The 21293-nt window shown below is 62.0% G+C and carries 24 protein-coding genes; 14 read left to right on the top strand and 10 right to left on the bottom strand.

What is annotated here, in order from left to right; all coding sequences use genetic code 11:
* Positions 1–2 precede the first annotated feature (2 nt).
* Entirely contained in the window at positions 3–647 is a 645-nt protein-coding gene (locus tag QM716_RS02025; RefSeq protein WP_283302036.1) for a hypothetical protein, read from the bottom strand.
* 178 nt (positions 648–825) lie between these two features.
* Between QM716_RS02025 and QM716_RS02020 the strand changes: the two genes are divergently transcribed.
* Positions 826–1326 (top strand): M78 family metallopeptidase domain-containing protein, encoded by a 501-nt coding sequence (locus QM716_RS02020; RefSeq protein WP_283302033.1) that lies wholly within the window; start codon positions 826–828, stop codon positions 1324–1326.
* Positions 1323–2324, top strand: a complete 1002-nt coding sequence (locus tag QM716_RS02015; RefSeq protein WP_283302031.1) for a hypothetical protein — start codon at positions 1323–1325, stop codon at positions 2322–2324. Before QM716_RS02020 ends, QM716_RS02015 begins: the two co-directional genes overlap by 4 nt.
* 59 nt (positions 2325–2383) lie before the next feature.
* Here QM716_RS02015 and QM716_RS02010 read toward each other — a convergent pair whose 3' ends face one another.
* The gene (locus tag QM716_RS02010; protein WP_003946231.1) at positions 2384–2800 is read right to left on the bottom strand and encodes a helix-turn-helix domain-containing protein; all 417 of its coding nucleotides are present in this window, start codon (positions 2798–2800) and stop codon (positions 2384–2386) included.
* Between the two features lie 479 nt (positions 2801–3279).
* Between QM716_RS02010 and QM716_RS02005 the strand changes: the two genes are divergently transcribed.
* From QM716_RS02005 to QM716_RS01995, 3 genes are all read left to right on the top strand, one after another.
* Positions 3280–3435: a hypothetical protein gene (locus tag QM716_RS02005; protein ID WP_166813907.1), complete on the top strand. Its 156-nt coding sequence runs from the start codon at positions 3280–3282 to the stop codon at positions 3433–3435.
* A gap of 142 nt (positions 3436–3577) precedes the next feature.
* Entirely contained in the window at positions 3578–4423 is an 846-nt protein-coding gene (locus QM716_RS02000) for an SDR family oxidoreductase (RefSeq protein ID WP_283302027.1), read from the top strand.
* A 48-nt stretch (positions 4424–4471) separates the two neighbouring features.
* Positions 4472–4954 carry a DUF2505 domain-containing protein gene (locus tag QM716_RS01995; protein WP_283302024.1) on the top strand — a complete coding sequence of 161 codons (483 nt, stop codon included), beginning with the start codon at positions 4472–4474 and terminating at the stop codon, positions 4952–4954.
* On the opposite strand, the gene soxR is transcribed toward QM716_RS01995, so the two are convergent.
* Positions 4940–5419 carry a redox-sensitive transcriptional activator SoxR gene (gene soxR, locus QM716_RS01990; RefSeq protein ID WP_050654499.1) on the bottom strand — a complete coding sequence of 160 codons (480 nt, stop codon included), beginning with the start codon at positions 5417–5419 and terminating at the stop codon, positions 4940–4942. The genes QM716_RS01995 and soxR overlap by 15 nt on opposite strands.
* 5 nt (positions 5420–5424) lie before the next feature.
* Positions 5425–5913, bottom strand: a complete 489-nt coding sequence (locus QM716_RS01985; protein WP_283302021.1) for a heme-binding beta-barrel domain-containing protein — start codon at positions 5911–5913, stop codon at positions 5425–5427.
* A 99-nt stretch (positions 5914–6012) separates the two neighbouring features.
* Between QM716_RS01985 and arcA the strand changes: the two genes are divergently transcribed.
* The gene (arcA, locus tag QM716_RS01980; protein WP_283302019.1) at positions 6013–7230 is read left to right on the top strand and encodes an arginine deiminase; all 1218 of its coding nucleotides are present in this window, start codon (positions 6013–6015) and stop codon (positions 7228–7230) included.
* Positions 7231–7243: 13 nt separating this feature from the next.
* Here the strand turns inward: arcA and arsC are convergent, their stop codons facing one another.
* A complete protein-coding gene (gene arsC, locus QM716_RS01975; RefSeq protein WP_283302017.1) occupies positions 7244–7597 on the bottom strand; it encodes an arsenate reductase (glutaredoxin) in 354 nt (117 codons plus the stop codon).
* A gap of 94 nt (positions 7598–7691) precedes the next feature.
* Here arsC and QM716_RS01970 point away from each other — a divergent pair, with 94 nt between their 5' ends.
* The 4 genes from QM716_RS01970 to QM716_RS01955 all read left to right on the top strand — a co-directional run bounded on the left by QM716_RS01970 (position 7692) and on the right by QM716_RS01955 (position 10974).
* A complete protein-coding gene (locus tag QM716_RS01970) occupies positions 7692–8375 on the top strand; it encodes an SDR family oxidoreductase (protein WP_283302015.1) in 684 nt (227 codons plus the stop codon).
* A 40-nt stretch (positions 8376–8415) separates the two neighbouring features.
* Complete coding sequence (locus tag QM716_RS01965) at positions 8416–8775, top strand: GntR family transcriptional regulator (RefSeq protein ID WP_283302013.1); 360 nt, start codon at positions 8416–8418, stop codon at positions 8773–8775.
* Between the two features lie 48 nt (positions 8776–8823).
* Complete coding sequence (locus QM716_RS01960; protein ID WP_283302011.1) at positions 8824–9255, top strand: DoxX family protein; 432 nt, start codon at positions 8824–8826, stop codon at positions 9253–9255.
* 84 nt (positions 9256–9339) lie between these two features.
* Positions 9340–10974, top strand: coding sequence for a BCCT family transporter (locus QM716_RS01955; RefSeq protein ID WP_283302009.1), 1635 nt, complete (start codon positions 9340–9342; stop codon positions 10972–10974).
* A gap of 54 nt (positions 10975–11028) precedes the next feature.
* Here the strand turns inward: QM716_RS01955 and QM716_RS01950 are convergent, their stop codons facing one another.
* Positions 11029–12588 carry a dolichyl-phosphate-mannose--protein mannosyltransferase gene (locus QM716_RS01950; protein ID WP_283302007.1) on the bottom strand — a complete coding sequence of 520 codons (1560 nt, stop codon included), beginning with the start codon at positions 12586–12588 and terminating at the stop codon, positions 11029–11031.
* 23 nt (positions 12589–12611) lie between these two features.
* On the opposite strand from QM716_RS01950, the gene rsmI reads away from it, so the two are divergent.
* On the top strand, positions 12612–13442 hold the full coding sequence (gene rsmI / locus QM716_RS01945; protein WP_283302006.1) for a 16S rRNA (cytidine(1402)-2'-O)-methyltransferase: 831 nt from the start codon (positions 12612–12614) through the stop codon (positions 13440–13442).
* Here rsmI and QM716_RS01940 read toward each other — a convergent pair.
* Together QM716_RS01940 and metG are read right to left on the bottom strand one after the other, a co-directional pair.
* Positions 13439–14686, bottom strand: coding sequence for a DUF2786 domain-containing protein (locus tag QM716_RS01940; RefSeq protein WP_283302004.1), 1248 nt, complete (start codon positions 14684–14686; stop codon positions 13439–13441). The genes rsmI and QM716_RS01940 overlap by 4 nt on opposite strands.
* Before the next feature lie 80 nt (positions 14687–14766).
* The gene (metG, locus tag QM716_RS01935) at positions 14767–16365 is read right to left on the bottom strand and encodes a methionine--tRNA ligase (protein WP_283302002.1); all 1599 of its coding nucleotides are present in this window, start codon (positions 16363–16365) and stop codon (positions 14767–14769) included.
* 21 nt (positions 16366–16386) lie between these two features.
* On the opposite strand from metG, the gene QM716_RS01930 reads away from it, so the two are divergent.
* Positions 16387–17214: a TatD family hydrolase gene (locus tag QM716_RS01930; RefSeq protein ID WP_283302000.1), complete on the top strand. Its 828-nt coding sequence runs from the start codon at positions 16387–16389 to the stop codon at positions 17212–17214.
* Positions 17215–17290: 76 nt separating this feature from the next.
* A complete protein-coding gene (locus QM716_RS01925; RefSeq protein ID WP_283301998.1) occupies positions 17291–17680 on the top strand; it encodes a DUF6578 domain-containing protein in 390 nt (129 codons plus the stop codon).
* A gap of 37 nt (positions 17681–17717) precedes the next feature.
* On the opposite strand, the gene QM716_RS01920 is transcribed toward QM716_RS01925, so the two are convergent.
* A complete protein-coding gene (locus tag QM716_RS01920; protein ID WP_283301997.1) occupies positions 17718–18485 on the bottom strand; it encodes an amino acid ABC transporter ATP-binding protein in 768 nt (255 codons plus the stop codon).
* On the bottom strand, positions 18482–19930 hold the full coding sequence (locus tag QM716_RS01915; protein WP_283301995.1) for an amino acid ABC transporter substrate-binding protein/permease: 1449 nt from the start codon (positions 19928–19930) through the stop codon (positions 18482–18484). The genes QM716_RS01920 and QM716_RS01915 overlap by 4 nt, the downstream gene beginning before the upstream one ends.
* A gap of 236 nt (positions 19931–20166) precedes the next feature.
* Between QM716_RS01915 and QM716_RS01910 the strand changes: the two genes are divergently transcribed.
* Positions 20167–21291 (top strand): resuscitation-promoting factor, encoded by a 1125-nt coding sequence (locus QM716_RS01910; RefSeq protein WP_283301993.1) that lies wholly within the window; start codon positions 20167–20169, stop codon positions 21289–21291.
* Positions 21292–21293: the final 2 nt, after the last annotated feature.

Raw genomic sequence — 21293 nt, 5'->3', positions numbered from 1 at the left:
TGTCACCACCACAACTGCGGAACGACGGTAGTACCGACGACCACGACGACTGAGCCGACCACGACGACGACCGAGCCGACCACGACGACGACCGAGCCGACCACGACGACGGCCGAGCCCACGACGACGACGACTGAGCCGACCACGACGACGACTGAGCCGACCACGACGACGACCGAGCCGACCACGACGACGACTGAGCCCACGACGACCGAGCCGACCACGACGACGACTGAGCCCACGACGACCGAAACCTCCGCCAGTTCCTCGGTGTTTCGGCCAAGCGACACTTCCTCGGTCACGCCTGCGACCTCGCCGGCTGAAAATTCTTCGAGTGAAGCACCCTCCGAGACGCAGTCTCCCTCCGATACGCAGTCTCCCTCCGAATCGCAGCCGAGTTCCGAGCAGTCGCCCGCGGTAGCGGCTCCGCCGGCGGGGCCGTCTGATCCGCAGGGACCGTCAGCGGGTGGCGGAGCACCTGCACCCGCTTCCGGTGGACCGGCGAACGCAGCGCCGGGCGCAGTCGAAGCACCATCGGTCCCCGAGATCCTGGCCGCACCGGCACCCGTAGCTCCCCAGGTACCGTCGAATACTCCGAACGTCGCGACTCCCAGTGACAACCCGCAGGCATTTCCGACGGCGTTCACTCAAGGGCTTCCACCGATTCTCAACGCTGCCGCCGTCGCCGGCGGTGTGGGCGGGATGGCGGTCGTTGCGGCTGGTGCGGGAGCAATGACTTTCCGCGGAGCATCGCTGCAGAAGGCGCGTATGGCTGCCGCACGTGCCGAGTTCTTGGCACCCGGATCACAGGGAGGTGCGTGAGTCGTGCCGGACAGACGTTCACATCGCCGCGTTCTGGCTGCGGTGGATGCCGTATGTGACGCAGCAGCGTCGTCGGAGGCCGTGTCACTGCTGACGGTGGTGCAGACAGTCGCCCGCGAGCGTGGTCGCCCGATCGAGATCGATCTGGAAACCCCGCTCGCCACCGGAGTGTGCGGTCAGCGTCGAGCCTACGACGATCACGATGTCATCGTCTTGGCTCCCGGACTGCCCAATGTCGAGCGAACCCTGGCACACGAGTTGGGGCACATAGTGTTTCGTCACGAGGGCGCCGAGATCGCCGAGGCGACGCTCGAAGTCAGTGACGATTTGATCGCGTACATGCTGAGCCAACGCTCTTTGCGGCGCAACGAGCCCGTGCCGGTGGATGACATCGCGGAGTGGGAAGCCGAAACGTTTGCGTCCATGTTGATCATGCGTCTGCGAACGATGAGTGGCCGTGGAACACCCCTGTCGGTGTTGCGGTACGACGAGGCGATCGGATGATCTTTTGGGCTGTGGCCCTTCTCGTCTGGGTTGCAGCCGGCGCGAGACTGGGGCGAGTTGTCGCGCGCACCGCTACGCCTTTGCGAATGTCGATGGTCTTTGCAGGCTTCTCGGTCGCGTTGTCCTCGACGGTCATGGTGCCGGCGGTGTGGGACATCGTCGATCGCATTGCGCCGGAGCAGCATGCCGCGGCGATGATCGTCATCGTCTTGTGGACAGCGTTGTCTGCGTCCAGCGCAGTCGGCGCCGTGTCTGCTTGGCCGGTGATGTCGCGTCCAGCGATGCGCGGTCTCGCCACGGTGCTGTACTCGGTGGGGCTGCTGGTGGCGATCGCGGTTCTTTTCGGTTACCCGGCGCCGGCTCTGATCTTTGTCATCGTCGCTCTGTCCCTTGTTATTTCGACGGGTCTACGACACGTCGCGTGGGCGCCGTTGGGTCGCGGTATCGCATTGATCGTGACGGGTTCGTCGATCCTGCTTGTCGTGGTCGTCGTGATGCTGGTCGAATCGATCGGTGGCACAGGGGCACTCGAATCGGATGTCTGGACGGGCGCAGGTGTTTGGTTCATCGCTGCGTCGAGTGTTCTTATAGCGCTGGGCATCACGTGGGTGCTTCTCGAGACCTGGTTGCGCGCACGACGGGATTTGTATCGTCTGCGGCGGATGCACGCGCTCCTCGTCAAGCGATTCCCCGAGGTTGTCGACGCGGACAGTGCTGGAAGTACGTCTGTGCTGCGAGCATCGGACATGATCGCCCAGATCATGGATGCAATGTACATCCAGTCCGGCGCCGGTATGTTCGACGTCGGTGGACAGGAACCGCCACGGGCGGTCACTGCACATGCGGGAATACTGGCAGGGTGGATCGCGGATCCGTTGGCCTCGGATGTGTTGGACACCAGATGGATTGCACCACCGGAGAAGATGTCGGCGCGCCGCTGGGTCTTGTTGTTGGCGAAAGAACTCGATGAAACGACAAAAGTAGGTCGACGTTCATAGTCGACCTACTCCATGTCATTTCGGTATTTCAGCGCTCTCGCCACTTCAGTACTTTCGCATCAGCGTGACGCGTCAGGCGGAACCTCTGGCAATCCTTCACTCGCGCGAAGCTTTTCAGCCATCGTGGTGAGCAGATTCTGCGATTCTTCCGAGAGGTCGAATGCACGGCTCGAGAGGCGGCGAAGACCGTAGCCTTGGAGCTGCGAGAGCAGCTCGAGGTCGTGATCGATCTTGGCTGCGTAGATGTCGTTGAAGAAGTAGTCGGGCTTCACCTTGAAGAACCTGGCGAATGCTGCGACTGTCTCGTCGGACGGATTGGTGCGCTGTCCCGAGCGGAGCTGCGAGATGTACGGCTTGGAGATCTGATGGCCGTCTTCGATAAGCGCTGCCGCAACCTCGGCATTGGTGTGGGGTTTGCGCCCCGGAGGATGAACACTGTCGAACAGTTTGTTCAATCGTTCTGCAAAGTCAGCCATTGTGAACCGCCCCGTAATCCTCTCTAGCTAGCAATTGTCCGTTCAGTGAATCCTACGGTATCACGCGGATAACCGATCGGTAGCTCACCGTAGTCTGTTTAGTAGAGTAGTTGTCAAATATGTCCGAGATTCGATTCATAGGGTCATCGAGTGCTCAGCTATGTCTCAGCGCACATTGGGTATCCGCCGCATGGAAATACGCAGCTACGGTTGCGCTATTCGAACCTTTCAGTACTTGGCTAAGATGACCTTTATCAAACCATTTGCCTGTTTTTGCGATATTAGCTAAGCGTTAGCCTGGTTTTTCGAGAGTGTTTCGGTTGAAAAACTGCAGTTCAGGCAGGGTTTGAATGATTGGGGTCGCAATTTGGCTGCTTCTTTGTGATGTCGTGGGGGTCACTTCCGAGTTGAACCTTGAACGGTTTGCCGGAACGTGATCGGTGCTAGCTAAACCCTCTGGGCAGGTGCAGAATTGTGATATGAAACACACGATGAGCGATGACGAACTGCGCCGCGCAATCCGTGAAATTCAGGATCGCGCCCACGACGCGCGCAAGCGTGGGGACGATGTAGCGGCGGAAGAACTCGACCGTACGGTCAGGGGCTATCAGGAGCAGATGATGCAGCGTCTGTAGCGCTGTGTGCGGTCGTCCCCACCGAACATTTGTGGAGTGCGGCCGCACTCGCTGGTCGCCTTGCGAGTTTCGAGGCGGCCGCACCGTGCGTGCGTAGACTTTCCCGCATGTCCACAGTACGAGTGCGGGGGAGTGTTCATCCATGTCTGTAAGGTCGCTCGACGGCAAGAAGTGTCTGATCACCGGCGCTGGTAGTGGAATTGGACGCGCAACCGCGCTGCGTGCATCCGAGGCTGGTGCCGAATTGTTTCTCACCGATATCAATGAGCTCGGATTAGGGGAGACTGTCGCGATGGTCGGTGCCGTCGGCGGCACGGTCAGCATGGCGAAGGCGCTCGATATCTCGGACTACGACGAGGTCGTGAGATTCGGTACCGAGATTCACACTCAATTCTCTGCGATGGATGTCGTCATGAATATCGCCGGCATTTCAGCTTGGGGAACTATTGAGAACCTCGAACATCGGCATTGGAAGTCGATGGTGGACGTCAATCTGATGGGGCCTATCCATGTCATGGAGACGTTTGTTCCGCCGATGATTCGTGCAGGCAGGGGTGGGCACCTGGTCAACGTGTCGTCGGCCGCGGGGCTCTTGGCCCTGCCGTGGCACGCTGCTTACAGTGCGAGCAAGTTCGGCCTTCGCGGGGTCTCCGAGGTGCTGCGATTCGATCTGAAGCGGCACGGCATCGGCGTCAGTCTTGTTGTGCCTGGTGGGGTGAAGACGCCTTTGGTGGGAACCGTGGAAATCGCGGGTATCGACAGGGATGACCCGCGGGTCGAAAAGCTCACGCACCGATTCGAGAAGCGCGCGGTGTCGCCGGAAAAGGTAGCGTCGTGCATTGTTCGGGGGATCGAGAAGAACAAGTATCTCGTTTACACATCCAATGACATCCGTTTCGGATACTGGTGGGCGCGCAAGTTTGCCCCGCCTTACGAGTTCGTGATGCAAAAAGCGAACGACCAGTTCGGTAAATTGCTCAAGCGGTGAGCATTAACCCAGTCGGGACTGTTATCTAATCAAATAGGGACCAAGGTCATGCCGAAGAGCTTCCACTTCGATATCGAATTCAATTATCCGATCGACGACGTTCATCGAACTTTGACAGACCCGAGTTATTGGAAAGTACGACTGGGTGATCTGTATGCCACCTCGGACATCGCAGCAGTGGACGGATCCATCGAAGTATCGGTGTCCGAGGAAATAGACTCCGCCTCCCTCCCGAGCCTGGTTGCGAAGGTTGCGCCGAGTCGACTCGGTCTGCAGCGGATCGATCGGTGGGGACCCCTGTCGGACGGACGTGCGGCAGGATCGGTGACTGGAATCGCGCAGGGACTGCCGATCCGAATCGAGACGACGCTCGATCTCACCGCCGCCGAGTCCTGCACGCGGTTGGTCGTCGACGGAACGGCTGAAGTGAAGATGCCGATTATCGGCGGCCAGATCGAGAAGTTGCTGAAGAAGACCGTCGAGGACTTACTCGGGCGCGATCGGGACGCCGTGGAGTCATTTCTCGCCTGAATCGGCGCCGAAATCGACCTCCAGAACGCGCGCACCCGGGCCGGCGGACGCGAGTTGATCGTGAGGGTTGGCGAGGGCGCACCCCTCCAGCGAGAGACACCCGCAACCGATGCAACCGGTGAGGTTGTCACGCAGGCGTTCCAACTGCTCGATGCGTAGATCGAGGTGGCGCCGCCACCCGGTCGACAACCTTTCCCAGTCTGCGCGGTTGGGGGTCCGGCCTTCAGGCAGTGTGCCGAGGGCCTCCCGGATTTCCGACAGCGGAATGCCGACGCGTTGCGAGATTCTGATGAAGGCGACACGTCGAAGCGTGTCTCGTTGGTATCGACGCTGGTTGCCGCTGGTCCGGCGACTGACGATGAGGCCTTCCCGTTCGTAGAAATGCAGGGCAGAGACGGCCACACCGCTGCGCTCGGAGAGCTGGCCGGGCGTCAGTTCCTTTGCCTTCCACGACGGCATCTCCATGACGACTACCGGTCCGTCGCCCGATGAAGAGTGGCGTGGAGGTGATGCGTCAGCGGGGTGTCGCCGTGCGCCATCCACAAGTCGTATGTCAGCGTGTCGCCCTGGACCCGCATGACGCGTCGGACGTCGCGAACGGGCTTTGCGTCGGGCGATGCTGCGAGCGTGAGACGGGTCAAGGCGAGAGTGCCTTCGGAGTCGAGGGTGCCGCGGTGGATCTCGACAAATCCGGTGGGTTGACTGACGAGCAGTTCGAGCTCGCCACCAGGTGTTGGGCGCAGGTATCCCGATTCCATGTGAAGCGGTCGGCCGTCGGGGAGCCCGCGAGTGCGAGACGAGTAGGTGACAAACGGTTTCGGAGTGGCCGCGAACTCGATCTCCTCGGAGTACTCGAAGTCGTCGATGGTTGGGAAATGTCCGGCTCCAGCTCCGACCCAGCGTCCGGTGAACCTGTCGATTCCGGCGCCGCTCAGCGCCGCTTGATCCGTACTGCCCATTCCGTAGTCCTCTCGCCTGCGTCGGATTAGACGTTACGCGGGCCGGTAAGGCTGCTGCTTCTCCCTGCCGGGTGGGGCCCACGGGATTAGTGTTCACTCATGAACGCTTCTGGCTCCGTCCCCCTCGGTGTCGATTCCGAGGTGGGCCGCTTGCGATCGGTCATTCTTCATCGGCCTGGCGACGAGTTGAAACGGTTGACCCCGCGCAACAACGACGAGCTGCTGTTCGACGCGTTGCCGTGGGTGGACCGTGCGCAGGAAGAGCACGATCAGTTTGCGACCGTCCTTCGTGAGCGCGGCGTCGAGGTACTGCTCTTGTCCGATCTCCTCACCGAGGCACTCGAGGTCAGTGGCGCAGCCAGGATCCAGGGAATCGCGGCTGCCGTCGATGCACGCAAGATCGGGCACGCGCTCGGACAACACCTGGCCGCGTACTTGCGACAGGTCGAGCCGGGGGAGCTGTCGTCGATCCTCACTGCCGGAATGACGTTCGACGAGCTGCCGATCGATGCCGACTCGACCTCGTTGGTGCGCAGGATGCATCACGGCGGTGACTTCGTGATCGACCCCCTGCCCAATTTGCTCTTCACCCGCGATTCGTCGTTCTGGGTCGGGCCGCGGGTGATCATCACGTCCTTGGCGTTGTCGGCGCGAGCTCGCGAATCCTCGATCACTGATCTCGTGTACGCCCATCACCCTCGATTCAAGGGCGTGCGCCGCGCGTACGAGTCCCACACCGCTCCTGTCGAGGGAGGGGACGTGCTGCTTCTCGCACCGGGGGTGATCGCAATCGGCGTCGGTGAGCGGACGTCACCCGCTGGAGCAGAAGCATTGGCGCGCAGTGTCTTCGACGACGGTCTCGCTCACACGGTGTTGGTTGTGCCAATCGAGCAACGCCGAGCGTCGATGCATCTCGACACGGTCTGCACGATGGTCGAGGCCGACGCGGTCGTCATGTACCCGGCCATCCAGGACACATTGTCGGCGTTCACCCTGCGTAAGGAAGACGACGGTGTGAGTATCCGCGGTGCGACGCCGTTCCTCGAAGCGGCGGCCGACGCCATGGGAATCGGAAAACTTCGTGTGATCGACACCGGACTCGACACGGTGACGGCCGAGCGTGAGCAGTGGGACGACGGCAACAACACGTTGGCCGTCGAACCTGGCGTCGTTGTCGCGTACGAGCGCAACGTCGAAACGAACGCCAGGTTGGAGGCCTCGGGTATCGAGGTTTTGCGGATCGCGGGTTCCGAACTGGGCTCCGGTCGTGGCGGACCGCGGTGTATGTCCTGTCCGATCGCCCGCGATCCGCTTTGAGTAGTAGACGCTGTCAGAGAACCTCTTCCACCTTGGCTGCCGGACGCGCGAGCACGGTGCCCTTGTCAGTGACGACGAATGGGCGTTCGATCAGAATTGGGTGCTCGATCATCGCGTCGAGGATCTCGGATTCGGAAGCGTCGGCGAGTCCGAGTTCCTTGTACTGCGTTTCGCGCTTGCGAACCGCTTGACTGGGCTCGAGGCCGGCGTCGGCGAGGAGTTTTTCCAGCTCGGATCGGGTAGGCGGAGTATCGAGGTACTTGACGATGGTGGGTTCGATTCCGGCATCCCGGATGAGCCCGAGAACAGTCCGCGAGGTGTTGCACCGTTGATTGTGGAAGATGGTTGCAGATGCCATGTTCGTCATTCTGCCTCTGCGTCCGAACTCGCGGGACAAACAGGGGAACAACGAGCCGCTCCGGCGTGCTGCACTTGAAGTACCGACGTGTGAGGAGAAAACGATGACGGAACATCGAAGTGTGGACGAACGACGCGTAGTCATTGCCGGTGGGCACGGCAAGATTGCGCAGCACCTGACGTACCTGCTGGCTGGGCATGGTGATCGGCCGGTAGCGCTGATCCGCAATTCTGCGCACGAGGGTGCGGTCCGCACGCTTGGAGCGTTCCCCGTGGTGATCGACCTGGAATCGTCGACGGTCGAAGAAGTTGCGAAGGTACTGGGCGGTGCCGACGTGGCAGTCTTCGCCGCGGGCGCCGGACCGGGTAGCTCGATCGAACGCAAGGACTCCGTCGACCGAGCCGCGGCGGTGCTGTTGGCCGCTGCCGCCGAGAAAGCGGGAGTGCGTCGGTTCATTCAGATCAGCGCCATGGGTGCCGGTGACGAATTACCCGAGGGCACCGACGAGGTTTTTGCCGCGTACCTGCGGGCGAAGACTGCGGCGGAGGAAGACCTCCAGGCAAGGACTTCGCTGGACTGGACGATTCTTCGGCCAGGCCTTCTGACGGACGACGACCCGACCGGTGAAGTATTGCTTGCGCAGCCGCCCGTCGATCGCGGCTCTGTGTCGCGTGCCGACGTCGCCGCCGTGGTCGAGGCGCTCATCGATGCGCCGTCCAGCGTTGGCAAGATATTGGTTCTGACCTCTGGCCCACATACGATCCGCGAAGCGATCGAGGGCTTGTGAGAGAAGATGCTGTGACCGAGAAGATGCGACGAGGGTGACGATGAAGATCGCGATCGAACACGATTCCTCCACGGCTCCGTACGACCAACTGCGGCAACAGATTATCGAGCAGGTTCACGGCGGCGGATTGATCGCGGGAACCAAGATCCCGACGGTGCGGGCGCTCGCCTCGGAGTTGGGTTTGGCAGCCAACACCGTCGCGAAGGCTTATCGCGCGCTCAGCGATCAGGGCGTCATCGAGACGCGGGGAAAGCAGGGGACCTTCATCGCTTCGGGGGCCGATCCGGTGCAGGCGCAGGCCGAGCTGGCGGCGACCGCGTTTGCGCACAGCGTCCGCTCGCTCGGGTATTCCGACAGTGAGATCGTCGCCATGGTGGAGTTGGCATTGAGAGGTGCGTGACACAATGATTAAGTTGACGCTTCAAGTTAAAGCTGTCAGTCTTGGCTCATGAATTCGTCGATTGCTCGTGACCTCGGACTCCTCATCGCCCGTGTCGGCCTCGGGATCATCTTCATCGCCCACGGTTGGCAGAAGTTCTTCACCTACAAGATCGCCGGAACGCAGGCCGCATTCGAAGGGATGGGCGCCCCGCTCCCCAAGATTTCCGCAGTTCTGGCCGCATCCATCGAACTCGGCGGCGGAATCCTGCTCATCGCAGGTCTGCTGACCCCGCTCGTCGGAGCGCTCTTGTTTCTCGACATGGTCGGCGCGTTCTTCATCGCGCACGCGGACAAGGGTGTCTTCATCGACAACGGTGGCTACGAACTCGTCGTCGCTCTCGGTGTCGGATCGCTCTTGATCGCCGTGATCGGCGCAGGACGCATCAGCATCGACGGATTGATCGGCAAGGGCAACGGTTGGGTTAAAACCCCAGCTTGATCGGGGTGAGAAGGCGGGTTCAGCGGACGTTGAGCCCGCCTTCTGGCTTGCTTTTGGGCCACAAAGTGACGAACGTAGTCATCTATGGTGACGAAATCTGATCGATCCGAACAAGATTCCGGGGCCAACGAGGAGCGCCCGGAGACGGGCTTTACTCGGGTAGGCGTTCGGACCGACTACGTGGTGTTTTCCGTGGCTGCCGCAGCGGTGTTGGCCATTGTCGTGTGGGGTCTCGTAGCTCCCGACAACCTCGACTCGGTAACCGGAAGTGTTCTCGGCTGGTTGGTGACCAACATCGGCTGGCTCTTCGTACTCGCAGCTTCGGCTTTCGTGCTGTTTTCCATCTACCTCGCAGTGAGCCGGTTTGGCGACATTCCGCTGGGTAAAGACGGCGAGAAGCCCGAGTTCCGCACCGTCAGCTGGATCGCCATGATGTTCAGCGCCGGTATGGGGATCGGCCTGATGTTCTTCGGTGTCGCGGAGCCGCTTGCGCACTACGTGACTCCGCCTCCCGGCACCGACGGCGGCGTCGGAACTGCCATGGCTACCACCATGTTTCACTGGGGTCTTCACCCTTGGGCTATGTATGCCGTTGTGGGCCTTGCCATTGCGTACGGGTCGTACCGCCGAGGACGCAAGCAACTGTTCAGTTCGGCCTTCATCCCGTTGCTCGGTCGCAAGGCTGAAGGGCCGATCGGCAAGGTCATCGACATCCTGGCAATCTTTGCGACACTTTTCGGAACCGCAGCATCCTTGGGGCTCGGCGCACTGCAGATCGGCTCCGGTTTCGAGGTAGTCGGCTGGATGGAAGAAGCCGGTGTATTCCTGCTCGTGGCCATCGTTGCGGTGCTCACCCTGGCGTTCGTCGCTTCGGCGGTGTCCGGTGTGGCCAAGGGGATTCAGTGGCTGTCCAACATCAACATGGTGCTCGCGCTGATCTTGGCCCTGTTCGTGTTCGTTCTCGGGCCCACCGTGCTGATTCTCAATCTGCTCCCGACGACCATTGGTGCATACGTTTCCGACCTTGCCCAGATGTCCGCCCGCACGGGTGCGTCGTCGAATCCTGAAACGGGCGCGTGGCTTTCGTCGTGGACGATCTTCTACTGGGCATGGTGGGTGTCCTGGACGCCGTTTGTCGGCATGTTCCTGGCGCGCATCAGCCGTGGTCGCACGATCCGTCAGTTCATTGTCGGAGTCATCGCCGTTCCCACGACTGTCAGCTTGCTCTGGTTCGCGATCTTCGGCGGCGCCGGCATCGGGGAGGAACGCGATGGAATCGGCCTGTCCAGCCGCGGCTCGGAAGAGGCTCAACTCTTCGGCATGCTCGACAATCTGCCGTTGGCCGGAGTGACGACTGTCCTGGTCATGCTGCTCGTCGCAGTGTTCTTCGTCTCCGGCGCCGACGCCGCGTCGATGGTGATGGGGACGCTCTCGCAGCGCGGAACGCTCGAACCGAGTCGCTGGGTCGTGGTCTTCTGGGGCATGTTGACCGGTGGCGTCGCAGCACTTCTGCTGTGGACCGGTGGTTCCGAAGCGCTCGACGGCTTGCAGACGATGACGATCATCGCTGCGGCGCCGTTCGTGCTTGTCATGATCGGACTGTGCTTCTCGCTGTACAAGGATCTTTCGCACGACCCGATCATCGTTGCGGCGAAGGAGCAGAAACGTGCTCTCCTACGCCCGCGGCGGGGGCGTCGCGTCGGCAACTCGGCGGAGTAACCGTGAAAAGAAGGAGGCACCGAACCCAGTTCGGTGCCTCCTTCTTTTGTCCGGTTACTTCCAGCTCGGCAGCCACAGATGGTTCTGCCACGATTCCGGCGTGATCGGCATGGCGGTGAGTATCGGCCAGAGGTAGACGAAGTTCGCCACGACCAGACCGATGTACAGACTGACTGCAAGAAGTCCGGTGGTACGACGCTCGACGGACGCGCTTGCCTTGCCCAGAACGTCGCCGAGGACGAGCGCAAATCCCATGACCATGAACGGGGCGAGCGCAACGGCGTAGAAGTAGTACATCTGGCGGTCCAGCGTCGCGAACCACGGAAGGTAGGCGGCACCGTAACCCGTCAGGACCACTGCGTATCGCCAATCCCTGCGCACGAACGTCTGCCAGATCGCCCACGCCAGCATCGGCAGGGCCAGCCACCACATCGCCGGTGTGCCGATCAGCATCACGGCCTTGACGCAGCTGGCGGCCCCGCAACCGGTGACCTGCTCACCGTCGGCGTAGTAGTAGAGCATCGGTCGCAGCCCCATCGGCCACGTCCACGGTTTCGACTCCCACGGGTGGTGGTTTCCGGCGGAGTTCGTCAGACCGGCGTGGAACTGGAGAACGTTTCCGCTGTAGTACCAGAGTGAGCGCAGCGCGGAGGGAATGAAGCTCCACGTGCCGCCCTCACCGATCTCGTTACCGACGGCGTGACGGTCGACGCCGGTCTCGCTGGTGAACCAGGCCCAGTAGCTCGCGAGGTACACACCGAGCGGAATGATCACCAGCGCGTACAGAGCCGGACCGATGTCGCGAATGGCGGTGCCGACCCAGGGGCGCTGCACGCGGTATGCGCGGCGCGCTGACAGGTCGAAGGCAACACTGAGCAATCCGAAGAACAGAATGAAGTACATGCCGGACCACTTGGTTCCACAGGCCAGACCGAGCAGGATTCCAGCGCCGAACCTCCACCACCGGAAACCCAGCCGCGGACCCCAGGCAGAATCGCCGATTCGGCCTTCTTCGTATACCTTCGCCATCCGTTCGCGGACTTGGTCGCGATCAACCACAAGGCATCCGAGAGCGGCGAGAACGAAGAAAGCCAGGAAGATGTCGAGCATCCCCAGGCGTGAGGAGACGAAGGTGACGCCGTCCACGATGAGCAGGATTCCGGCAATGGCGCCGATCAGCGTGGAGCGCGTCATGCGGCGCACGATGCGGATGATCAGCAAGACCATCAGCGTCCCGACCAGGGCCGACGAGAATCGCCACCCCCAACCGTTGTAACCGAAGAGTGCTTCTCCGATCGCGATCATCTGCTTACCGATCGGCGGGTGTACCACCAATCCGTAGCCGGGGTTGTCCTCGATGCCGCCGCCGGTGAGAACCTGCCAACCCTGCGGAACGTAGTGCTTCTCGTCGAAGACCGGAGTGCCGGCGTCGGTCGGATAGGCGAGCATCGTGAAGCGTGTGATTGCCGCGATGGCGGTGATGAAAGCGGTGACGATCCAGCCGCGCAATCTGTCGGTCGGGCCGAAATCAGGATCCGGTACCAGCGGCCCGGGACTACGCACTACCCGATCGCTCGTGGCGGGCGTTGGCCGCTCGTCCGTCTGCACAGTCACCTGGCAATCGTAGGCTGTCAGGTATGACTGGTCGTTTGGTACTCGCCGCAACACCCATGGGAGATGTCGGTGACGCGTCTCCGCGTCTTCGGTCTGCTCTCGCAACCGCCGACGTCGTCGCTGCGGAGGACACACGACGCACCAAGTCTCTTGCGTCCGCGCTCGACGTCGCCATCACCGGAAAAATAGTCAGTTTCTACGATCAGGTCGAGATTTCGCGGCTGCCCGCACTGGTCGCCGACGTCGCCGAAGGCAAGACCGTCCTTCTGGTCACGGACGCAGGCATGCCGTCGGTCAGCGATCCTGGATACCGCCTCGTTGCCGCCTGCGTAGCCGAGAACCTCGCCGTCACGTGCCTTCCCGGCCCGTCGGCGGTGACGACAGCGCTGGCACTCTCGGGTTTGCCGGTGGAGCGGTTTTGCTTCGACGGATTCCCACCGCGCAAGCAGGGGCAGCGCAAGACATGGCTCTCGGCCTTGGCAACCGAGCAGCGAGCGTGTGTGTTTTTCGAAGCACCCCATCGCCTTGCCGACTGCCTCGCAGATGCGGTGGAAGTTCTCGGGCCGGATCGGCGCGCGGCCGTGTGCCGGGAATTGACCAAGACTTACGAGGAGGTCAAGCGCGGCACTCTCGGGGAGTTAGCTGCCTGGGCGGCCGAGGGTGTTCGCGGCGAGATCACGGTGGTGCTCGAAGGCGCCGTGCTGGTGGCATCTGATCCTGCCGATCTTGTCGACGAGGTGGAAAGGCTGGTCGAGGGGGGAACGCGCTTGAAGGACGCGTGCGCACTGGTCGCAACGGCCGGAGTCTCCAAGCGTGAGTTGTACGAGACGGTTCTGGCTGCGCGCAAGGACTAGCGGGAGCGGTGCACTGCGGGTGCACCGGGACGCAGGTTGGCGTCGTCGGCCGCGGCCTGGCCGGCGTGCCAGCCTTCAGCGTCGACGGACCGTCCGCGAGTCTTGCGGGTTGTCGGGAACAGCCGATCGAATTCGGCGTCGACAGCCTCGGATGTGGTGGCGAGGATCGGGAGAAGATCCGCGACGTCCATCGATGCTGCGTCGGCCGCTTCGGCTGTGGCTTTGGTGCCTGCGTCGCGTAGGCGGTGTCCGATTCGGCTGGCGAAACCGGCCAGGAATCCCTTGCGGAACGATGTGGTGCGGGAGCCTCCGCGATTGCTCGAATCGGCGAATTGCATTGCACGGGTTGCTTGTACGAGCAGTGAAGTGAACAGCATGTCGACCTGCTGAAGGTCGACCGGAGTGCCGACGGCGGTCGCGAGCGCGATGTCGCTGAACCACACCGTCCTGACACGATTCGATTCGCCTATCTCGGTCAGGAGGTGAACTTTTTCCTTCACGTACGGGTTCTCGATGTGAATGCGTCGTGCATTCACGGACGTGTCGGTGACCCCGGCGCGACTGTGGAGCAGTGCGGAATCGATCGCGTATCGAGTCATCAACTCCTGGGCCTTCGCGGTGAAGATCTCGGCTTCTTCCGCGAAGTTGGTGGCTTCCGCTTTGGCGAGTAGCCCACGAATTCGCTTGAGTACCTTGGCGTCGACCTCGGTGTCACCGACGCCGGCATAGCTGGTGTCGGTGCGTTGCGACGGCCAGGTGGATGGTGGCGCGAGCAATACCGTCCACTGAGGTAGGCGCATCCACGATCGTGTGACATCGACGATCTGCGAAACAAGGAAGTAGGGGTCCTGGAACAGTAGGCCGGCTGCGAGGGAGCGGAAAGCGTCGTCGTCCACGGTGATTCGAGAGGCGACGTGCCGAGACTTCGGGTACTGCTCGCCGATCGTCTGCAACTGCCCCACCCACTCGAGTGGTGCGCGATCCGACGCGTGGGACGCGGTCGCGTCGAACAAGATGGTGGTGGCAGCGAGATCGGCGTCGGACGCGTCTTTGCTTCGGCGCGCCAGATGAATCAGGTCTGCTGGTTGCCATCCGCGTTCGTAGGCCGCGGCCAGTTCGCTGACGAGACCCTGAGCCGCAGAGACGGATTGAGGGCTGACCTCCTGAGTGGACACCCGTGCTCCGTTCCAAGGCAGCGTCTGCGCCGAAGCGCTGGTTCGAATGTATGTTCTATTCGTAGTCATGGCTGGAGTGTGCACGTGGGGTCCGACACATCCGCCTGTAGCCGGATATTCGGACCCCACGTGTGTCGCTCGCGCCTAGGTCATTCCTCGACGAAGCGGGGGAAAACCGGTGCCGGAGCAGGCAGTTTCCGGTTCGCGTCGATGCGAACCGCGATATCGGTGAACTGACGGTTCTCTTCGCTCTGACCAAGCAGATCGAGGATGCGTGACGCCGCGTCGGGCATGACCGGCTGAACGAGAAGGCCGACGATACGGACAACTTCGATGGTCACGTAGAGGACCGTTGCCATCCGTGCCGGATCGGTCTTGCGCAGAACCCACGGTTCCTGCTTGGAGAAGTACCGGTTGGTCTCTCCGAGGACGCCCCAGATGGCTTCCAGCGCGAGATGCAGAGCTTGCACGTCGAACTCGCTGCGGCACTTGGCAAGCAAGGCATCCGCCGACGCCAGCATCGCCAGGTCGTCCTCGGTGAACTCACCGGGGGTGGGGACCTGGGCGTCGCAGTTCTTCGCGACCATCGTCAGTGAACGCTGCGCGAGGTTGCCCAGTTCGTTGGACAGGTCTGCGTTCATACGAGTCACGATTGCTTCGTGGCTGTAGCTGCCGTCCTGGCCGTACGAGATCTCGCGGAGCAGGAAGAAGCGGACCGCGTCGAGGCCGTACTGATCGACCATCGCGATGGGGTCGACGACGTTGCCGACGGACTTCGACATCTTCTCGCCCTTGTTGTACAAGAACCCGTGGACGAAGACTCGCTCCGGCAGTTCGATGCCGGCAGACATGAGGAACGCCGGCCAGTACACGGTGTGGAACCGCGTGATGTCCTTGCCGATGATGTGCAGGCTCGCGGGCCAGAACTTCTTGAACTCCTCCGAGTCGGCATTCGGGTAGCCCACGCCGGTCAGGTAATTGGTGAGGGCGTCGACCCAGACGTACATGACGTGGTCGGGGTCGCCGGGAACCTCGACGCCCCAGTCGAACGTGGTGCGCGAAATCGACAGGTCCTTGAGGCCACCCTTGACGAAGCTGACGATCTCGTTGCGGCGAGTCGTGGGGGCGATGAACTCGGGATGCTCTTCGTACAGTGCGAGGAGACGGTCCTCGTACGCCGAGAGGCGGAAGGTGTAGTTGGCCTCCTCGGTCCACTCCACCGGCGTACCGGTCTCGGTGGACTGACGGGTGCCGTCCTCCAGAAGCGTCGTCTCGGCTTCGGTGTAGAAGGCCTCGTCACGAACCGAGTACCACCCCGAGTACGTGTCGAGGTAGATGTCGCCCGATGCGGCCATCTTCTCCCAGATCGCTTTGCTGGCGACCTGATGATCTGCGTCAGTGGTGCGGATGAACCGGTCGTACGAGATGTTCAGGACCTTGTCGAGGTTCTGGAACACGTCGGAGTTCCGAGCCGCGAGTTCGCGGACGTCGATGCCCTCTTTGATCGCTGTCTGCTGCATCTTCAGACCGTGCTCGTCGGTGCCTGTCATGAAGAACACTTCATGCCCGTCCAACCGCTTGAAGCGGGCGAGCGCGTCCGAGGAGATGTACTCGTACGCGTGGCCGATGTGCGGAGCGCCGTTGGGATACGCGATCGCTGTCGTGATGTAGAACGGCGGTCGTTCCGCGCCTTCCGAGGCGGCGGAGTCCGGGCGCGGGGTCTGGGAGGGTGAGGCAGGCACAGTCATGGTGCGCTTACTCTATCGGGCGTGAGCAAAGACCGTCCCGCCCCCGATGCCCCTGAGCCCTTGTCGCCTCTGATCGACGCCCATACGCACCTCGACGCGTGTGGTGCGCACGACGCTGCAACCGTGGCTGCGATAGTCGATCGAGCCGAGGCCGTCGGCGTCGGACGAGTCGTCACGGTGGCCGACGACCTCGACGCCGCGCGATTTGCCGTCGACGCGGCTCATTGGGATTCGAGGGTCTACGCAGCCGTCGCAATCCATCCGACCAGGGCAAACGTTCTTGATGCCGGCACCCGAGCCGAGATCGAGCGTTTGGCGTCCGATCCGCGAGTCGTTGCCGTGGGGGAGACCGGGCTGGATCTCTACTGGCCCGGCAAGCTGGAGGGATGCGCCACCATCGAGGAGCAGGTCGAAGGTTTTCGGTGGCACATCGACTTGGCGAAGCGACTGGGCAAGACGTTGATGATCCACAACCGCGAAGCCGACCAGGACTTGCTGCGGGTGCTGGACGAGGAAGGTGCACCGGAGACGGTGGTCTTCCACTGCTTCTCCTCGGATTCGGAGATGGCGCGGGAGTGCATCGACGCCGGGTACGTGCTGAGTTTCTCGGGAACCGTCAGCTTCAAGAACGCGAAAGCATTGCGTGAGGCCGCGCTGCTCGTGCCGTCGGATCAGCTGATCGTCGAAACGGATGCGCCGTTCCTGACGCCTCATCCGTTCCGCGGTGCGCCCAACGAGTCGTACTGCCTGCCGTACACAGTGCGTGCACTCGCAGACATCCGCGGCGAGGATCCGCAAGCGCTGGCGGCAGCGTCCACGGCGACAGCGGAGCGCGTCTACAAGCTCTGACGCTATTGTGGTCTGACAGGTAACTCCGCGCCCGGGACCGTCGTGTCCCGGTCCGTCTACTGCGCGGGGTATTCAGATGAATGACTACAACGTGGTCACAGTCCGCATCGAAACGTGGGAATTCGAGTGCTGCGCACCGTTGCCGGTGGTCGGCGAAGAATCTTCCTGGGCTTTGCACCCGATCCATGAGTCGCTGTGGTTCGAAGGGTCGGTCCATGGAGGAATCTATCCCGACGACGTGGAACCTACAGCCGGGATCGTTCTCGCGATCCGACTCGAGCGCGGCGAGTTTCTCGAACAAGAGCCCAGGCGCTGGGTGTTGGTACCTGGGAGTACCGATCACGTTCGAGTCGAGAAGGTCCCACCACATTTTCGCGGCATTTCGTCGCTGGTTGCCGGTCGGCGCGGCTGGATGGAGACGGCCGTTGTCGTCGAATTGGCCACCACCCGTGCGCCTTTCCGGTAGTCCCGACTACCAAAAAGGCGCACAGGGGGCTTGCCCCCTAGAGAACTTTCGCCAGGAAGTCCTGGGTGCGCTGCTGCTGGGGGTTGCCGAACAAGTTCTCCGGCTTGCCTTCTTCGACGATGTACCCGTCGGCCATGAAGATGACTCGGTCGGAAACCTCACGGGCGAAGCCCATCTCGTGGGTTACGACGACCATGGTCATGCCCTGCTTGGCGAGGTCGCGAAGCACCTGGAGAACCTCGCCCACCATTTCGGGGTCGAGGGCGCTGGTGGCCTCGTCGAACAGCATGATGTCGGGGCTCATCGCCAGCGCGCGGGCGATGGCGACACGTTGCTTCTGCCCACCGGACAGGCTGGCGGGCTTGGCATCTGCCTTCTCTGCGAGGCCGACCTGGCCGAGCAGTTTGACGGCGATCTCGCGAGCCTGTTCCTTGGACGATCGCCCGGTCTGCACCGGGGCGAGCATCACGTTTTCGACGACGCTCATGTGTGGGAACAGGTTGAAGTGCTGGAACACCATCCCGATGTGCTGGCGCACCTTGTCGATGTCGACGTCCTTGTTCGTGAGATCGAACTGGTCGACGCGCACGGAACCGGCGGTGATGTCCTCGAGGCGGTTGAGGCAGCGTAGGAAGGTGGACTTGCCCGAACCGGAAGGCCCGATGACGCAGACCACTTCGCCGCTCTTGACGTCGACGTCGAGGCCTTTGAGGACCTCGTTGTCGCCGAACGACTTCTTCAGTCCCTGGACCGAAATCTTGACCTCGGTGTCGGACTTGCCCATGTTGACGGCTGTTTCGGTCACTTGTTGATCCTCTTCTCGAGGCGGTTCGACAGCTTGGTGAGCGCCATGATGATGATGAAGTACATGACGCCGATGATCAGCCACATGTTGAACGACTGGAAGTTGCGCGCGATGATGATGCGCCCCGTCTGAGTGAGCTCGGCGAGTCCGATGACCGACAGGATCGACGTGTCCTTGAGGGTGATGACGAACTGGTTGATGTACGACGGGATCATCGTGCGAATTGCCTGCGGCATGATGACTTTTCGCATCGACTTCATGTAGCTGATGCCCAGGCTTCGCGACGCTTCCATCTGTCCCTTGTCGACGGACAGGATGCCGCCGCGGACGATTTCAGCCATGTACGCGCCGGCGTTGAGCGAGAGCGTGATGATGCCTGCCGTGAAGGCGGACATCTGGAAATGCAGGGCGGCAGGGATGCCGAAGTAGATGAAGAACGCCTGCACCAACAGTGGTGTGCCGCGGAAGATGTCGACGTACGCGGTTCCTATGCCTCGGACGAATATGTTGGTCGACACCCGGCAGAGGCCGAAGATCGCGCCGAGTACCAGGGCGATCGCGATCGAGACGACCGAGAGGACGATGGTCAGCCACAGACCCTTGAGGAGCTGGGGGTAGGTGCTCTTGATCAAGCCGATGATCGAGTTGTCCGACGTCGATGCACCCTGACCGAGGTAGGTCGAGACGATTTCGTCGTACTGGCCGTCGTCGCGCAGGTTCTGCAGACCGGCGTTGAACATCTGGAGCAGTTCGGCGTTCTGGCCCTTGTTGACTGCGAAGCCGTAGCTCGCGCCCACCTCCTTTTCGGTGACGGTCTTGAGGCCGTTGCCCTGCGTGATGCCGTAGGCGAGGACGGGATAGTCGTCGAAGACGGCGACGGAGTTCCCGGTGCGGACCTCGTCGTACATGCTGGCGGAGTCAGCGAAATAGACAGTGGTGAAACCGTATTGGTCCTTGATGGACTCGGCGAAGCTGGCGCCCTCGGTGCCGTTCTTGACGGCGACGCGCTTGCCCTTCAGGTCTTCGTACGACTTCACGTCGTTGTCGGTCTCGAGGACCGCCATCTGCACGCCCGACTCGAAGTACGGGTCGGAGAAGTCGAAGACCTGCCTGCGGGCGTCGGTGATGGACATGCCGGCGATGACGCCGTCGGCCTGCCCCGCCTGCACGGCCTGAAGGGCCGCGTCGAAGCCGAGTTGCTTGATGTCGACCTTGAAACCTTGGTCCTCGGCGATCGCGTTGAGCAAGTCGATGTCGATGCCGACGAGTTTGCCGTCTTCGTTCTCGAATTCGAACGGGGCGAATGTCAGATCGGTGGCGATCGTGTAGGTGCGACCGGGTTGCGCGCTCGCGATTCCGGGGGCGAACAGCGCTGCGATCAGCGCCAGCAGGATGGCCAGGATCGGCCACCTGGCATTACGTGGTCTGTCGAATCTTCTTCGCACTATCGCCCAGCTTTCTTCTGTCGCGCCCGGGATCGCCGGACTGCTTTGAACCAGACGAGAACATACTGCGCCCAGCGCTGAATCGATACACGGGTATCGGAGCCGGAAAGTGCAGAACACACGACACGCCGTTGCCTTTCCGTGACAAAAGTCGCATTTCGTTGTGATTTGGTTGCCGATACAACGCTCGGTCGTTACCGTATTGTGATCGAACGTCGTCTGCCTTGGGATTTCCTGTGTCGCCTTTTGCCAAGATCAACTCCACGAAGTCACCACTTCTCTATTCAGTGGTGGGTGCGTTGCTTCTGACGCTCATCGTCGGGGGTGCGCTCGCCGTGGTTCGGCACAAGACGATCACCCTCGATGTCGACGGCGACATGATTTCGCTGTCCACGATGTCGAGCAGCGTCGGTACCGCTCTCGAGGACGCCGGATACCCGGTTGATCCCAAGGACGCTCTCGCTCCCAGCGCCGATTCCTCCCTGTCCGACGGCGATACCGTCGTACTGCGCCGTGCCCGTGAGTTGGCTCTGACCGTCGACGGCCAGCCGACGACGATCTGGACCACCGCATTGACGGTCGACGAGGCATTGAAGCAGGTAGATGTTTCCGACGACTTCGCAGTCTCGGCTTCGCGCTCGCATCGTCTGCCCCTCGAACGGACCGAACTCGACGTCGTCAGCCCGAAGACGGTCAGCGTGAGCGACGGCGGCGCTCCCGCGTCGGAGATCAAGCTCGCCGCCGTGACCGTCGGTGATCTTCTCGCGGCGAAGAATGCCCCGCTCGAGCAGGCCGACTCGGTTGTTCCCACCGCTGACACACCCGTTACCAACGGCCTGACCATCCAGGTCACCCGCGACCGCACGGACACTCGCGTCGAGACGCAGCCGATCGCGCCGCCCGAGAACAAGATCGAAGATCCCGAGCTCGAGAAGGACAAGACCGTCGTCGAAAACCCGGGTGTTGCCGGCGAGCGCACGGCCACCGTCGAGGTCAAGACCGTCAACGGCGTCGAGGCCGGACGAACCGAACTTTCCGCGTCCGTGATCAAGGAACCGGTCGCAGCAGTAGTGAAGGTCGGCACCAAGCAGACCTCCGCGCCCGCCGTGTCCAACGCGTCGACGTGGGACTCCATTGCTCAGTGCGAAGCGACCGGAAACTGGGCCATCAACACCGGCAACGGCTTCTACGGCGGACTTCAGTTCACCCAGAGCACCTGGGAAGCATTCGGCGGCGGTCAGTACGCGGCTCGCGCCGACCTCGCATCACGTGAACAGCAGATCGCGATCGGCGAGAAGGTCCGCGCCGGTCAGGGCTGGGGTGCGTGGCCGTCCTGCACCAGCAAATTGGGCCTGCGCTGACC

Source organism: Rhodococcus sp. IEGM 1409 (assembly GCF_030056735.1).
GTDB lineage: Bacteria > Actinomycetota > Actinomycetes > Mycobacteriales > Mycobacteriaceae > Rhodococcus_F.
The sequence above is the reverse complement of the archived record's forward strand: the minus strand, read 5'-3'. Positions and strand labels throughout refer to the sequence as shown.

What these genes read in the sequence shown, in the direction of transcription:
- QM716_RS01960 (WP_283302011.1), top strand. Translation starts at nt 8,824, where the DNA reads ATGAATTCGTCGATTGCTCGTGACCTCGGACTCCTCATCGCCCGTGTC.
- QM716_RS01955 (WP_283302009.1), top strand. Translation starts at nt 9,340, where the DNA reads ATGGTGACGAAATCTGATCGATCCGAACAAGATTCCGGGGCCAACGAG.
- QM716_RS01940 (WP_283302004.1), bottom strand. Translation starts at nt 14,686, where the DNA reads ATGACTACGAATAGAACATACATTCGAACCAGCGCTTCGGCGCAGACG.
- rsmI (WP_283302006.1), top strand. Translation starts at nt 12,612, where the DNA reads ATGACTGGTCGTTTGGTACTCGCCGCAACACCCATGGGAGATGTCGGT.
- soxR (WP_050654499.1), bottom strand. Translation starts at nt 5,419, where the DNA reads ATGGAGATGCCGTCGTGGAAGGCAAAGGAACTGACGCCCGGCCAGCTC.
- metG (WP_283302002.1), bottom strand. Translation starts at nt 16,365, where the DNA reads ATGACTGTGCCTGCCTCACCCTCCCAGACCCCGCGCCCGGACTCCGCC.
- QM716_RS01965 (WP_283302013.1), top strand. Translation starts at nt 8,416, where the DNA reads ATGAAGATCGCGATCGAACACGATTCCTCCACGGCTCCGTACGACCAA.
- arsC (WP_283302017.1), bottom strand. Translation starts at nt 7,597, where the DNA reads ATGACGAACATGGCATCTGCAACCATCTTCCACAATCAACGGTGCAAC.
- QM716_RS01995 (WP_283302024.1), top strand. Translation starts at nt 4,472, where the DNA reads ATGCCGAAGAGCTTCCACTTCGATATCGAATTCAATTATCCGATCGAC.
- QM716_RS02005 (WP_166813907.1), top strand. Translation starts at nt 3,280, where the DNA reads ATGAAACACACGATGAGCGATGACGAACTGCGCCGCGCAATCCGTGAA.
- arcA (WP_283302019.1), top strand. Translation starts at nt 6,013, where the DNA reads ATGAACGCTTCTGGCTCCGTCCCCCTCGGTGTCGATTCCGAGGTGGGC.
- QM716_RS01985 (WP_283302021.1), bottom strand. Translation starts at nt 5,913, where the DNA reads ATGGGCAGTACGGATCAAGCGGCGCTGAGCGGCGCCGGAATCGACAGG.
- QM716_RS01925 (WP_283301998.1), top strand. Translation starts at nt 17,291, where the DNA reads ATGAATGACTACAACGTGGTCACAGTCCGCATCGAAACGTGGGAATTC.
- QM716_RS02010 (WP_003946231.1), bottom strand. Translation starts at nt 2,800, where the DNA reads ATGGCTGACTTTGCAGAACGATTGAACAAACTGTTCGACAGTGTTCAT.
- QM716_RS01970 (WP_283302015.1), top strand. Translation starts at nt 7,692, where the DNA reads ATGACGGAACATCGAAGTGTGGACGAACGACGCGTAGTCATTGCCGGT.
- QM716_RS02015 (WP_283302031.1), top strand. Translation starts at nt 1,323, where the DNA reads ATGATCTTTTGGGCTGTGGCCCTTCTCGTCTGGGTTGCAGCCGGCGCG.
- QM716_RS02000 (WP_283302027.1), top strand. Translation starts at nt 3,578, where the DNA reads ATGTCTGTAAGGTCGCTCGACGGCAAGAAGTGTCTGATCACCGGCGCT.